Origin of the sequence: Phytobacter ursingii, from assembly GCF_001022135.1 — a bacterium.
Lineage (GTDB): Bacteria > Pseudomonadota > Gammaproteobacteria > Enterobacterales > Enterobacteriaceae > Phytobacter > Phytobacter ursingii.
Map to the genome: position 1 here is coordinate 5,430,315 of NZ_CP011602.1, position 14,421 is coordinate 5,444,735.

Annotated in this window: 12 protein-coding genes; 8 read left to right on the forward strand and 4 right to left on the reverse strand. The window is 51.7% G+C overall.

The genetic code is table 11. The features are described 5' to 3' along the window. The first annotated feature begins 8 nt into the window (after positions 1–8). The gene (gene parE / locus AB182_RS29210) at positions 9–1,901 is read left to right on the forward strand and encodes a DNA topoisomerase IV subunit B (RefSeq protein WP_047373479.1); all 1,893 of its coding nucleotides are present in this window, start codon (positions 9–11) and stop codon (positions 1,899–1,901) included. 48 nt (positions 1,902–1,949) lie between these two features. On the opposite strand, the gene AB182_RS29215 is transcribed toward parE, so the two are convergent. Together AB182_RS29215 and uxaC are read right to left on the reverse strand one after the other, a co-directional pair. Beyond that, entirely contained in the window at positions 1,950–3,482 is a 1,533-nt protein-coding gene (locus tag AB182_RS29215; RefSeq protein ID WP_047373092.1) for an MFS transporter, read from the reverse strand. 20 nt (positions 3,483–3,502) lie between these two features. Next, on the reverse strand, positions 3,503–4,909 hold the full coding sequence (uxaC, locus tag AB182_RS29220) for a glucuronate isomerase (protein WP_047373093.1): 1,407 nt from the start codon (positions 4,907–4,909) through the stop codon (positions 3,503–3,505). Positions 4,910–5,235: 326 nt separating this feature from the next. Here uxaC and uxuA point away from each other — a divergent pair, with 326 nt between their 5' ends. The 3 genes from uxuA to AB182_RS29235 all read left to right on the forward strand — a co-directional run bounded on the left by uxuA (position 5,236) and on the right by AB182_RS29235 (position 7,248). Beyond that, positions 5,236–6,306 (forward strand): mannonate dehydratase, encoded by a 1,071-nt coding sequence (gene uxuA, locus AB182_RS29225; RefSeq protein WP_047373094.1) that lies wholly within the window; start codon positions 5,236–5,238, stop codon positions 6,304–6,306. Positions 6,307–6,566: 260 nt separating this feature from the next. Next, positions 6,567–6,899, forward strand: coding sequence for a DUF1971 domain-containing protein (locus AB182_RS29230; RefSeq protein WP_047373095.1), 333 nt, complete (start codon positions 6,567–6,569; stop codon positions 6,897–6,899). 10 nt (positions 6,900–6,909) lie between these two features. Beyond that, positions 6,910–7,248, forward strand: coding sequence for a DUF1869 domain-containing protein (locus tag AB182_RS29235; RefSeq protein ID WP_047373096.1), 339 nt, complete (start codon positions 6,910–6,912; stop codon positions 7,246–7,248). A gap of 215 nt (positions 7,249–7,463) precedes the next feature. Here AB182_RS29235 and AB182_RS29240 read toward each other — a convergent pair whose 3' ends face one another. Next, the gene (locus AB182_RS29240) at positions 7,464–7,778 is read right to left on the reverse strand and encodes a putative quinol monooxygenase (RefSeq protein WP_047373097.1); all 315 of its coding nucleotides are present in this window, start codon (positions 7,776–7,778) and stop codon (positions 7,464–7,466) included. A 30-nt stretch (positions 7,779–7,808) separates the two neighbouring features. Next, positions 7,809–8,390, reverse strand: coding sequence for an NAD(P)H-dependent oxidoreductase (locus tag AB182_RS29245; protein ID WP_047373098.1), 582 nt, complete (start codon positions 8,388–8,390; stop codon positions 7,809–7,811). A 201-nt stretch (positions 8,391–8,591) separates the two neighbouring features. On the opposite strand from AB182_RS29245, the gene AB182_RS29250 reads away from it, so the two are divergent. The 4 genes from AB182_RS29250 (at position 8,592) to ftsP (ending at position 14,306) form a co-directional block, all read left to right on the forward strand. Further along, positions 8,592–9,458 (forward strand): AraC family transcriptional regulator, encoded by an 867-nt coding sequence (locus AB182_RS29250; protein ID WP_047373099.1) that lies wholly within the window; start codon positions 8,592–8,594, stop codon positions 9,456–9,458. Between the two features lie 195 nt (positions 9,459–9,653). Beyond that, positions 9,654–11,912, forward strand: a complete 2,259-nt coding sequence (gene parC / locus AB182_RS29255) for a DNA topoisomerase IV subunit A (protein WP_047373100.1) — start codon at positions 9,654–9,656, stop codon at positions 11,910–11,912. A gap of 174 nt (positions 11,913–12,086) precedes the next feature. Next, positions 12,087–12,824 (forward strand): 1-acylglycerol-3-phosphate O-acyltransferase, encoded by a 738-nt coding sequence (locus AB182_RS29260; RefSeq protein ID WP_047373101.1) that lies wholly within the window; start codon positions 12,087–12,089, stop codon positions 12,822–12,824. A gap of 69 nt (positions 12,825–12,893) precedes the next feature. Next, positions 12,894–14,306, forward strand: a complete 1,413-nt coding sequence (gene ftsP / locus AB182_RS29265; RefSeq protein WP_047373102.1) for a cell division protein FtsP — start codon at positions 12,894–12,896, stop codon at positions 14,304–14,306. Positions 14,307–14,421 lie beyond the last annotated feature (115 nt).

Consider the following 14,421-nt stretch of genomic DNA (forward strand, 5'->3'; position numbering starts at 1 on the left):
AACACACCATGACGCAATCCTATAACGCTGATGCCATAGAGGTACTCACCGGGCTTGAGCCGGTTCGCCGCCGTCCGGGGATGTATACCGATACCACCCGTCCCAACCATCTTGGTCAGGAAGTTATTGATAACAGCGTGGACGAAGCGCTGGCAGGTCACGCGAAGCGCGTGGATGTCATTCTTCACGCCGATCAATCTCTCGAAGTCATTGACGATGGTCGCGGTATGCCGGTGGATATTCACCCGGAAGAGGGCGTGCCAGCGGTTGAGCTGATTCTTTGTCGTCTGCACGCGGGCGGCAAGTTTTCCAACAAGAACTATCAGTTCTCCGGTGGCTTGCACGGCGTAGGGATTTCCGTGGTCAACGCCTTGTCTCGCCGCGTTGAAGTGAACGTGAAGCGTGACGGCCAGATTTACAATATCGCTTTCGAAAATGGCGAGAAGGTCAGCGACCTCAAAGTTGTCGGTACCTGTGCGAAACGCGCGACCGGCACCAGCGTCCACTTCTGGCCAGACGAGAAGTTTTTCGACAGCCCGCGTTTTTCCGTCTCTCGTCTGACCCATTTGCTGAAAGCGAAAGCCGTGCTGTGCCCTGGGGTGGAAATCACTTTCAAAGATGAGGTGAACAACGCCGAGCAGCGCTGGTGCTATCAGGACGGTCTGAACGACTATCTTGCCGAAGCGGTGAACGGCCTGCCGACCCTGCCGGAAAAACCATTTATTGGCAACTTTGCTGCTGAAACCGAAGCGGTGGACTGGGCGCTGCTCTGGCTGCCGGAAGGTGGGGAACTGCTGACGGAAAGCTACGTTAACCTGATCCCGACCATGCAGGGCGGTACCCATGTAAACGGTTTGCGTCAGGGGCTGCTCGACGCGATGCGCGAATTCTGCGAATACCGCAATATCTTACCGCGCGGCGTGAAGCTCTCGGCGGAAGATATCTGGGAACGCTGTGCATATGTGCTGTCGGTGAAGATGCAGGATCCGCAGTTCGCCGGACAGACTAAAGAGCGTCTGTCATCGCGTCAGTGCGCGGCCTTTGTTTCCGGCGTGGTGAAAGATGCTTTTAGCCTGTGGCTCAATCAGAACGTTCAGGCCGCAGAAATGCTGGCGGAAATGGCGATTTCCAGTGCCCAGCGCCGCCTGCGCGCCGCGAAGAAAGTGGTGCGTAAAAAGCTCACCAGCGGCCCGGCACTGCCTGGCAAACTCGCGGACTGTACCGCCCAGGATCTCAACCGGACCGAGTTGTTCCTGGTGGAAGGGGACTCGGCGGGCGGTTCTGCCAAGCAGGCACGCGATCGTGAATATCAGGCGATCATGCCGCTGAAAGGCAAGATCCTGAATACCTGGGAGGTCTCCTCCGATGAGGTGTTGGCATCCCAGGAAGTGCATGACATTTCCGTGGCGATCGGTATTGATCCCGACAGTGACGATCTGAGCCAATTGCGTTACGGCAAGGTCTGTATTCTGGCGGATGCTGACTCGGATGGACTTCACATCGCGACGTTGCTATGCGCGCTGTTTGTGAAACATTTCCGGACGCTGGTGAAGAACGGTCACGTCTACGTTGCGCTGCCGCCGTTATATCGTATCGATCTGGGTAAAGAGGTTTACTATGCCCTGACCGAAGAAGAGAAAACGGGTGTACTGGAGCAGCTTAAGCGTAAGAAAGGCAAGCCGAACGTGCAGCGCTTTAAAGGCCTGGGTGAAATGAACCCGATGCAGTTGCGCGAAACGACGCTCGATCCGAATACCCGCCGCCTGGTGCAGCTTGTTATCAGTGACGATGACGACCAACGCACCAATGCGATGATGGATATGCTGCTGGCCAAGAAACGTTCGGAAGATCGTCGTAACTGGTTGCAGGAAAAAGGCGATATGGCGGATATTGAAGTTTAAGCAACTGAAACTCTTCAGGCCGGGTGGCCTGAAGAGTGTTTGCCTCAGTTAATCCATTATCGCTTTCTGTTTTGGTGAAAGGTGTTGTGTTTCAGCGGCAATTTCCGGCCAGAGTTTTTCATATTTTACCCCAGTCAGATCTTCCACAATGCTGCGCGTTTCAGCCGTTACGGCTGCACGTGAACCGTTCTTTTTCAACCTTTCTACTTCATCAACAAACACTTTATGAGTCTGTTTATTCAGATGGAAGGTCAATGCCTGCCATAAGGCGAGCACCAGCAAGCCTGCGGTACCGATAAACAGCGTCATGGCAATGGTATGAACAGCTTGTTCTGGCTGAACCTGACTGCCTTTTACAAAACCGCCTTCCTGCAGAATAAAACCGACAATAAAGGTCGCGATAGCGACGGTGGTTTTGCGAGAGAAGGTCATCACCGCAGCAAACAGGCCTTCACGGCGCTGACGCGTAATCATCTCATCAATGTCCGGAATAAACGGAAAGACGTTCCACGGCGTGAATTCCAGAACACAGCGGCCAACCTGGTACAAACCGGCAAGGATAATCAGTAACAGGGCTTTTTGTTCCGTCGGGAAGAGATAAATCAGCAGAATGCCGCCAAGGCAAAGCATCATCAGGCTATAGGCAAAAACATACAGTTTTGACGGGCCAAATTTGATGATGCCGAAACCGGCCACCAGTGTAACGGGCAGACCGATAATACTCATCGACAGCAGGCTTCCCGCAAATGCGGAAGAAACTTGCAGGCAATAGACGCAGAAAAATACAAAAACGGTGTTGTAAATATCTTTAGCGGTAAAGGAGAGCAGATAGATGGCCAGATGTTTACGGAAAGCTCTGACTTTCAGCGTTGACAAGTAATCCTTAAAAAGGCCCACAATATTCACCCGTGAAGCCGAGCGATCGCTTTCCAGTTCGGCAAGCATTTCCGGCGTTAATTCGCGCTCCCAGGTCACTTTCCATGAGATAAATACGCAAACCATAAAAGCCACGGCAAATACAATACCGTTTATCAGGTAGGCTTCCGCACTTTTTTCGCCAAGGTAGCCAATCAGCAGCCCCGGAATAAATGTGGCGAGAAAGGTGCCCGTTGCAGAAAGAAACATACGCCCTGTAGACAGTTTTGTCCTGGAGTTGAAATCTTTGGTCATTTCAGACGGCAGCGTTTCCCACGGAATAAGCACCATGGCAGCGATAATTTCAAAGGCGAGATAAACGCTGAGATAGAACCAGTAGTTCATGCCATTCAGCCAAAGAAGGGCATAAACCAACATCAACGGTGAACCAATCAGCAGAAAAAACCGGCGACGGCCAAATTTCTTACCAAGCGTATTTTTATAAAAATGGTCGGTGAATGACCCCATGAACAAGCTGATTATTGCATCGACAATTCGCGCTATTGCCACGATGGAAGCCGCTTGTAATGGCGAGAGGCCAACAAAAGTTGTGTAATAAAATAATAGCCATGCGCCAATGACGGTAAATGCGCCACCCCCCATGATATCGGTAAGGCCATAACCGATACTGACAGGTATGGTAATTTTTCTTTCTGAGTTCTTCATGTTTTATCTCGATTGTAAAATCAGAAATTGAAATAAGAACGGGCGTTATCAGCGCAAATCCCTTTGACCATGCTGGATAAAATATCCATATCCTCTGGTACCTCACCCCGGTCCACCCAACCGCCTATAAGATTGCAAAGAATACGTCTGAAATAATCATGGCGGGTATAAGAAACAAAACTCCGGGAATCAGTAAGCATGCCAATGAAATTAGCAAGTAGCCCCTGATCGGATAATGTCGTTAATTGATTGAGCATGCCTCGCTGGGTATCGTTAAACCACCATCCCGAACCGAATTGCATTGGCGATTTAATTCCTTCCTCACCACTCTGAAAATTAGCCAATGCGGATGCTACAATATCGTTGTAGCCAGCGTTTAAGTTGTAGAGAATGGTTTTAGGTAAGCCGTCATTTTCCGCCATTGCGTTGAGCAGAGCATTTAAATGAGCAGCCAGATTTTGTTGGTCGGCAATTGAATCAAAACCGCTATTAATACCAATGGCGTGATATTGCGGCATATTGTTATTGCGGATAGCACCGAAATGAATCTGCATCGCCCACTCTTTTTGCTTATAGAGGGCGGCTAGTTTCACCAGCATAATGCTGTTCCATGCCTGCATCCCCTCAGGAGAAAGCGCTTGTTGCGCCATTCTGGCTGCAAAAAGCGTCTCTGCCTGCTCATCGCTGACGCGCTGATAGCTCACTTCCAGCGGACCATGGTCGGAAATACGGCAGCCCACTTCATGGAAAAAATCGATACGCCCGGCAATGGCAGCAATGAATGATGAAAAATGCGTAACAGTGACTGAGCTTATTTTACTGAGCTGATCAATAAATTGGCTAAAGCGGACGGGATCCGCTTCGAATAATTCATCCGGACGAAATGTCGGCAGAATACGCGTAGTAAACCCGTTATCATTTTTAAGTAGTTGATGATATTTCAGATCATCAAGAGGTTTATCGGTCGTACAAATAACCTCAACATTCGAGCGTGTAATAAGGTTGCGCGGGGTGAAATCACTATTTTTCAATTTGTTATTACATTCATTCATCACTTCGCGCCAGTTGCTATGGTTTAGCGGAGTGTGAATATCAAAATAATGAGCTAATTCAAGGTGTGTCCAGTGATATAACGGGTTGCCAAAGCTGGATTCAACCGTTTTAGCCCAGGCCTCAAATTTCTCCTCAGCAGAAGCATTGCCTGTAATATATTTTTCCTTAATACCATTGGCACGCATAGCTCGCCATTTGTAATGGTCGCCTTCAAGCCAGAGGTGGGTGATATCGCGAAAGGGGAGGTTTTCGAAAATATCCTTCGCTTCAAGATGACAATGATAATCCAGTATCGGTTGTTTCTTAGCATAGCGCGTATATAGCGTTTTTCCTGCGCTACTGTTAATCATAAAATCGTCGTTAATCAACGTCATGACCGACTTGCTCCTGAAATTTTTTACCTGAGGAAATTCTATAGATGCATTAACTGAGCTGTATTTACGGTATACCTAAAAACCGCTCAGTCTACTACCATACCAGATTAGTTTTTAATTATGTGAAGATGGTCAAATTTTGAAATGATGTTTTAACCACATTTACGGGTTAGTTATTAACGGATGCTTAACATACTGCTTAATCTATTTAACCTCGCTTATTGATTCACAAAATCTATTGATTATTGAAGCTCGTCGTTTTACTGTACTGCTCATCAGCTACTAGTATGGTAGATATTTTTATTCATTCGGGTCGAGGTTGTTTTATGCAGATGACAATGCGGTGGTTTGGACCAAAAGAGGACAAGGTTTCTCTGGAATATATTCGCCAGGTTCCGGGCGTCGAAGGTGTAGTCGGCGCGTTGTACGACGTCCCGGTAGGCGAAATCTGGCCCGAAGACAAGATTGAAGCGCTGGTCGGCCAGGCCAGTGCTGCCGGGCTGAAAATGGAGGTTATCGAAAGCGTTAATATTCATGACGACATTAAAATTGGTCTGCCGAGCCGCGATCGTTACATAGCCAATTACCAGCAAACTATTCGAAATCTGGCGCGGTTTGGTGTGAAAGTCATTTGCTACAACTTCATGCCTGTTTTTGACTGGATGAAGACTGACATGAACTATGTTCTGCCAGACGGCTCCCTGACCATGGCATTTGAGAAGAAGGATATTGATAAAAGCCTGGAAGAGGTGGTCAGTGAAGTGCTCAGTAATTCAAACGGCTTTGCGCTGCCTGGGTGGGAACCGGAACGACTGGCGCAGGTACAGAAATTATTCGCCAGTTATAAAGATGTCGATGACGAAAAGCTGCGTGAAAATTTAGTTTATTTTCTCAAGGCAGTGATTCCGGTTTGTGAAGATGTTGGCGTCAAAATGGCTATTCATCCGGACGATCCGCCGTACTCTATTTTCGGTCTGCCGCGCGTGGTCAAAAATCGTCAGGATCTGGATTGGCTCTGCAATGCCGTGAATTCAGAAGCCAACGGCATCACTCTTTGCACGGGGTCAATTGCAGAAGACCCTGAAAACAATGTCTACGAAATTCTGGCTGAATTTACCCGTCGTAAGCGTATTCATTTTGCCCATGTGCGTAATATTAAACTTATAAAAGATAAAGATTTTTATGAGTGCGCACATCCATCGCAGTACGGATCTCTGGATATGTACAACGTGATGAAAGCGCTGCATGACAATGGTTTCGATGGTTATATTCGCCCGGATCATGGTCGCTTTATCTGGGGGGAGACCGGTCGCCCGGGCTACGGATTATACGATCGCGCACTGGGTGTCACTTACCTGATGGGCCTGTGGGAAGCGTTACAAAAACAGTCTGCGTAATGTTCTGAAACTGGCGATACTCCATCGCCATAACCCTGTGATACTGAAATCACGGGCGCCTGGATAATGCATTTTACGGCGCAACCGGATGTCCCGGGTGCGCTTTTTTCATACCCCTTTATCTCTCTTTTTCCCGGTCTACCCCCTCTCTACCCCTCATGTTGTACAACGCCGCTTCAACGCTTTTATTCTCTCATTAAAGGTGTATTTTATTTGCAATATATCGTTTCAACCGACACTCACTTTATTAAGGATGAAACATGCAACGTATTGTTATACCAACACATTATGTGCACGTGCGATCAACGCCTTTATGGACCAAAGAGACTGCACCTGCCTCTATATGGCAACGCCATCTGGATGCCGGGACGCGCCAGGGGGTAAATCCACGCTTGTGTGTTATGCAGGGGGCGATTCGCTATTACGGCTATGCCGACGAAACCAGCCCGCAGCCGGTGGAAACGCTGACCATCGAAGCGGGACAGTTTGGCGTATTTCCGGCAGAAAAGTGGCATCGCATTGAAGCGCTATCAGACGATACGGTATTCAATGTCGATTTTTGGGTCGATCCCAATGTACTAATTGAAGGGTGAGGTGGATGTCATGACAACGGAAAACAAAGGCTATTCTCTGGTCATCACAAACCGCAGCAGCAAAACAAGCGCAGAGAAAGTGTATCTGAAACCGATGGCGCTCTATGTGCCGGATATCGCCGTCGCGGCGGTAGCAGAGCTGGTTGAAACATTGGCGGACAAGAGCGCAAGCGAGCGGGGTTTTATTCTGACGGTGACCAATAACAATAACGGCGTGTCAGTGGATAAAGATTTCTCTGCGCTGGCTGAGTTGCAGGATGCCACCGTGGCAGCGGATGCGGTCAAGGATCTGATTAATATCGTGCGTGGCTATGAATCAGACGAAGAAACCAACGTCTGCGGATGGTAAACGGGCTCTGATGTTGCATGTGTAATACCGTCATCGTGAGTTACCCATGTGAAATGAAAATCTCTAACCTTTCGTTTGACATGGGTAATTGCAAGGCGGGGCATGTGGCTTTTGCGATATTGTAAAAGCGTCTGGCCTATCCCTTGTGTAGCCCGGACAAGGCGTCTCCGCCGCATCCGGGAAACCCCGAGACAAGATCGGGTTCTACGAGGGGATTAAACCCCTTGTTCCAGAATGCGGATATGCGTTTCCAGAACATCGCCTTTCACGGCTTCGCTCCAGGCTTTCATATGGGGCGTTTGCAGATGTGCTTCTAAGTGCGCCACGCTCTCCCAGTTTTCCACCATGATGATGGAGTCCGGTGCGGTTGTCTGGAAACTGACGCCTGCGGCATGGTCAACCCACGGCGCATAGCCATGGCAACCCTCTTCCTGCAACACGGTCGGGATAATTTTTGCGAATTGATCAAGGACCGCCTGGCGATGGTGCTGGCCAGGACGGGTACGAATTTCAGCAATCACTGTCAACATGGTTAACTCCTTCTAAGTCCAGTCTCACAGTTAAGCAAAAATCTCCGCAAGATGCTTGCGATATTCCTCAATATAACGCGGCACATCTGGCATTTTGATCACGTCATTCGCGATAAAACTCGGCAGGGCTTCCATCCCGAGGAACTGATTCGCTTTATGGAACGGCAGATAAACACCGTCAACGCCGACGCCATGGAAGAACTGCTCTTCATCGGTAAATGCGTCAAGCGGGGCATTCCAGGTCAGAGAAAGCATATATTTTTTACCCTGAATCAGACCACCGGAACCGTACTTTTTCGCGCCGTCAGAACGGGTACGGCCGTCACTGGCGTACAGCGAGCCGTGGCCTTCGGTAAACACATCGTCCATGTATTTTTTCACAGTCCAGGGGGCGCCCATCCACCAGCCGGGCATCTGCCAGATAACCACATCGGCCCAGAGAAAATTCTGCACTTCTTCTTTAACATCATAATCTCCATCGGTACGTACGCTTTTTACAGCGTGCCCGTTATCGCGCAGGAAACTTTCCGCGACGGAGGTAAGGGTGTCATTGAGTTGACCTTTGGAGTGGGCGAATTTTTTCGCGCCGTTGATGATCAGGATGTTGCTCATTTTTTGTCCTTAGTGAAACGTTAATGCCGGTCATTTTATCCCGCCTGCGTCGGTGACAAAATTGGCAAAGCGTGCAAAGACTTTTGCGTTTAAAGCAATAATCCTTCTCAGGTGGCGTACGGAAACGACTGTGCGTATTACGCAAGATCGGTCAGGATTAACGTCTGTCGAATCGCCAAAGTAGAGCCTCAGGAGGATGCGATGAACGACACGCGTAAGGCGGATTATTCAGCACGTTTCAGAATGGTTTGTCACTATATTGAACGTCATCTGGATGAGCCGTTATCACTGGAGGCGTTGAGTGCGATTGCGCACTGCTCGCCTTTCCACTTTCACCGGATGTTTACGGCCTGGAGCGGGTTACCGTTTTATCGCTATATTCAGTGGCTGCGGCTGCGTCACGCCTCATGGCGGCTGGCGTTTAATCCGCACGATAAAATTATCGATATTGCCCTGGATGCCGGTTTTCAAAATCCGGAGTCGTTCAGTCGCGCCTTCAAAACGGCGTTAGGTGCCAGCCCCCGTCAGTTCCGTCTTGAGCCGGACTGGGTGAGCTGGCACCAACGCGTACCGAAAAACGTTTTACAGGAGCGAACGATGAAAGAGATCAACATAGTCGTATTCCCAACCACGGCGGTGGCAATACTCAAACACCGGGGCGACCCGGCACGGGTGAATGCCAGCGCGGCAACATTTATTGAGTGGCGTCGAAGCAGCGGGCTTTCGCCGGTTGAGCGTTATCCGACCTACGGTATTGCGTGGGACGATCCCGCCTCAGTGCCTGCTGACGCGTTCCGCTTTGATATTTGCGCGGCCGTGGAGCAGGCCGTCCCGGCGAATACATTTGGCGTGGAAAATGGCGAGATCCCCGGCGGGCGCTGCGCGGTCATTCGTCACCATGGCTCTCTCGATTCCATAGGCGAGAGCGTGTATCACCTCTATCGGCACTGGCTGCCGGAGAGTGGCGAAACCGTGCGCGACTTCCCGGTTTTTTTCCACTATCTGAATTTTGTGCATCAGGTGCCTGAGCACGAACTCAAGACCGATATTTACCTTCCCCTCGCATAAGCATAACGCGGTCGCCAATCTTCGGCGGCCGCTGCCATGTTGATAAATGGCTAAATGATTCCTGACCAGACGAAAGTCCCCCGGCGCGATCGGTTTTGTATGCGCATCACTATGCCTTAACGTCACAGATAGGGTAGTATCTGCGGCAATATTGCCGCCGAAAAGGCGGACGCACACGTTGAGGAATCACACTTAATGAGCGATATGGCAGAGCGCCTTGCGCTACATGAATTTACGGAAAACGCGTATCTGAACTATTCCATGTACGTCATCATGGACCGTGCGTTGCCGTTTATCGGTGATGGCCTGAAACCTGTTCAGCGTCGCATTGTTTACGCTATGTCTGAATTGGGGCTGAGTGCCAGCGCCAAATTCAAAAAATCCGCCCGTACCGTGGGCGACGTGTTGGGTAAATATCACCCGCATGGCGACAGCGCCTGTTACGAAGCCATGGTTTTAATGGCACAGCCGTTCTCTTACCGTTATCCGCTGGTTGATGGGCAGGGGAACTGGGGCGCGCCGGACGATCCGAAATCCTTCGCCGCAATGCGTTATACCGAATCCCGTTTGTCTAAATACGCAGAAGTGCTGTTGGGTGAACTGGGGCAGGGCACGGCGGATTGGGTACCGAACTTTGACGGTACGTTGCAGGAGCCGAAGATGCTCCCTGCGCGCCTGCCAAACATTCTGCTCAACGGCACCACCGGCATTGCGGTAGGGATGGCGACCGATATTCCTCCGCATAACCTGCGCGAAGTGGCAAAAGCGGCTATCGCCCTGATTGAACAACCGAAAACCACCCTTGACCAGTTGCTGGATATCGTCCAGGGGCCAGATTATCCGACCGAAGCGGAAATCATCACGTCGCGAACTGAGATCCGTAAAATTTACGAGAACGGGCGTGGTTCCGTGCGGATGCGTGCGGTGTGGAAAAAAGAAGACGGCGCAGTGGTGATTACCGCGCTGCCGCACCAGGTTTCCGGTGCGCGCGTACTCGAACAGATTGCCGCCCAGATGCGCAACAAAAAGCTGCCAATGGTGGACGACCTGCGCGATGAGTCCGACCACGAAAATCCGACCCGCCTGGTGATTGTGCCGCGCTCCAACCGCGTGGATATGGAGCAGGTGATGAATCACCTGTTTGCCACCACCGATCTGGAAAAAAGCTACCGCATTAACCTGAACATGATCGGTCTGGATGGTCGCCCGGCGGTGAAAAACCTGCTGGAAATTCTCACCGAATGGCTGACATTCCGTCGCGATACGGTACGCCGTCGCCTGAATTACCGTCTGGAGAAAGTGCTCAAGCGCCTGCATATCCTTGAAGGTCTGCTGGTGGCATTCCTCAATATTGACGAAGTGATTCATATTATTCGCACCGAAGATGAGCCGAAGCCGGTTCTGATGTCGCGGTTTGGCATCAGCGAGACCCAGGCAGAAGCCATCCTCGAACTGAAATTGCGCCACCTCGCCAAACTCGAAGAGATGAAAATTCGCGGTGAGCAGGACGAGCTGGCAAAAGAGCGCGATCAACTGCAGGCTATCCTTGCCTCTGAGCGCAAGATGAACAATCTGCTCAAGAAAGAGCTGCAGGCGGATTCTGATGCTTTTGGCGACGACCGCCGTTCACCGCTGCATGAGCGTGAAGAAGCGAAGGCGATGAACGAACACGATATGCAGCCGTCTGAGCCGGTGACTATCGTGCTGTCGCAAATGGGTTGGGTGCGTAGCGCCAAAGGCCATGACATTGATGCGCAGGGCTTAAGTTATAAAGCGGGCGACAGCTGGAAGGCGTCGGCGAAAGGCAAGAGCAATCAGCCGGTGGTCTTCATCGACTCGACCGGGCGCAGCTACGCCATTGACCCCATTACGCTGCCTTCCGCGCGCGGGCAAGGGGAGCCGTTAACCGGTAAATTGACCCTGCCGCCGGGCGCCGTTGTTGAGCATATGGTCATGACTAACGAAGACCAGAAACTGCTGATGGCGAGCGATGCTGGCTATGGTTTTGTCTGCACGTTCAACGATCTGGTGGCGCGCAACCGTGCGGGTAAAACGCTGATCAGTCTGCCGGATAACGCCCGTGTGATGCCGCCGCTGGAAATTGAAAACGACGCGGATATGCTGCTGGCGATCACCACGGCAGGGCGCATGCTGATGTTCCCGGTGGGCGATCTGCCGCAGTTGTCAAAAGGCAAAGGCAACAAGATCATCGGCATTCCATCGGCAGAAGCCGCAAAAGGCGAAGATGGCCTGGCGCATCTCTATCTGCTGCCGCCGCAGAGCACGCTGACGATTCATGTGGGTAAACGTAAAATCAAACTGCGCCCGGAAGAACTGCAGAAAGTGCAGGGGGAGCGTGGTCGTCGTGGGACATTGATGCGTGGGTTACAGCGTATCGACCGCGTTGAGATTGATTCGCCGTCCCGCCCCAGCGCCGGAAACAGCGAAGAGTAACCGTTCTGCATTCATCCCCCGCTCATCCGTGGGGGAATGACGAATTTTTCCCGTAAAAGCGTTGTTTATTCCAGAGTTGCGATTAACAATACGTTTTTACGACCCCGCATCTAACCCGGCCTGAGTGTTGCAGGCTAGTGTTTGTGCACATAGGGATGGGTTTTCGAGGTAGCTATGCTATTTATTGTTCGCTTCATTATCGTTGTTATTTATTCCATTCTGGTGTGTGTCTTTGGTTCTCTTTACTGCCTGTTCAGCCCGCGTAATCCGAAGCATGTTGCTACCTTCGGGCATATGTTCGGCCGACTGGCGCCGGTGTTCGGCTTAAAGGTTGAAAAGCGTTTCCCGCAGGGTTACCAGCAGCATGGCAAGGCTATCTATATCGCGAATCACCAGAACAACTACGATATGGTCACCGCGTCTAACATCGTGCAACCCCCTACCGTCACCGTCGGCAAAAAGAGCCTGCTGTGGGTGCCGTTTTTTGGTTTGCTTTACTGGTTAACGGGCAATCTGCTGATTGATCGTAATAACCGGGCAAAAGCGCACGGTACCATCGCCCAGGTGGTGAAGCATATTCAGAAACGCAATATTTCTGTCTGGATGTTCCCGGAAGGGACCCGAAGCCGTGGGCGTGGTTTACTCCCATTTAAAACGGGCGCGTTCCACGCGGCCATCGCCGCGGGTGTGCCTATCATCCCGGTTTGTGTGTCTGGTACGTCGAATAAAATCAATCTTAACCGCCTGAAAAACGGGCTGGTAATTGTCGAAATGCTGCCGCCAATCGAGACCACCGGTTACGGTAAAGATCAGATTCGTGAACTGGCCGCGCGTTGCCATGAGCTGATGAAAACGAAAATCGATGAGCTGGACAAAGAAGTGGCTGAGCGCGAGGCCACGGGACGGGTCTAATCCTTTTGCTATATTGATGCCGGGAAATGATTTCCCGCGCGGTTTATTCAGTTTTTACACGGAGCAACTATGTCACTCAGTCGGCGTCAATTTATCCAGGTATCCGGAGCTGCATTCTGTGCAGGCGCGATACCGCTGAGGGCGAACGCCGCCGGGCAGCAACCGCCGCTGCCGATACCTCCGTTAATTGAATCCCGTCGCGGGCAGCCCCTTTTCCTGACACTCCAGCGCGCGCACTGGTCATTTGCCACCGGTACGCGCGCTCAGGTCTGGGGAGTAAACGGGCGTTATCTTGGGCCGACGATTCGGGTCTGGAGCGGCGATGACGTCAAAATGATTTACAGTAACCGCCTGGCGGAAAATGTCTCCATGACGGTGAGCGGGCTGCAGGTGCCCGGGCCATTAATTGGCGGCGCCGCGCGGATGATGACCGCGAATAACGACTGGGCGCCGGTGTTGCCGATTCGGCAAAGTGCCGCCACGCTCTGGTATCACGCCAACACGCCAAACCGTACCGCACAGCAGGTTTACAATGGCCTCGCCGGAATGTGGCTGGTGGAAGATGACGTCAGTAAATCACTGCCCATTCCGAACCACTACGGTGTGGATGATTTCCCGATCATTATCCAGGATAAACGGCTGGATAATTTTGGTACGCCGGAATACAGCGAGCCTGGCAGCGGCGGCTTTGTGGGCGATACCCTGATGGTCAACGGCGCGCAAAGTCCGTTTGTCGAAGTGTCGCGCGGCTGGGTACGTTTACGTCTGCTGAATGCCTCCAACTCACGTCGTTATCAGTTGCAGATGAGCGACGGACGTCCTCTGCACGTGATCTCCGGCGATCAGGGGTTTTTGCCTGCGCCGGTGTCGATCAAGCAACTGGCGCTGGCGCCGGGTGAGCGGCGCGAAGTCCTGGTTGATATGACCAACGGTGATGAGGTTTCGGTTACCTGCGGTGAGGCCGCTGGCATCATGGATCGTCTGCGCGGCTTTTTTGAGCCCTCCAGTATTTTGATTTCCACCCTCGTGCTGACGCTGCGTCCTACCGGACTGTTGCCACTGGTCACCGATACGTTGCCGATGCGGCTGTTGCCATCGGACATCATGACCGGCACACCTGTGCGTAGCCGCGATATTACGTTGGGAAGCGATCCGGGGATCAATGGGCAACTATGGGATCCGCAGCGTATCGACATTACCGCCCAGCAGGGCTCATGGGAGCGCTGGACAGTGCGTGCTGACATGCCGCAATCGTTCCATATGGAAGGCGTACAGTTCCAGGTGCGTAACGTTAATGGCGCCATGCCGTTCCCGGAAGACCGTGGCTGGAAAGATACCGTGTGGGTTGATGGTCAGGTGGAACTGCTGGTCTATTACGGGCAACCGTCATGGCCGCATTTCCCGTTCCAGTATGGCAGTCAGACCCTGGAGATGGCGGATCGCGGGTCGATTGGTCAGTTGCTGGTGAATCCGGCGGCATAGCCCTCCTCCCCATAGGGGAAAGGGAGAAAACCATACCGTAGCCCTGGTAAGCGAAGCGCCGCCGGGGCGAGGGGGAAAGCCCCACACATATTCCTTCATTTCATGTATTGATCCA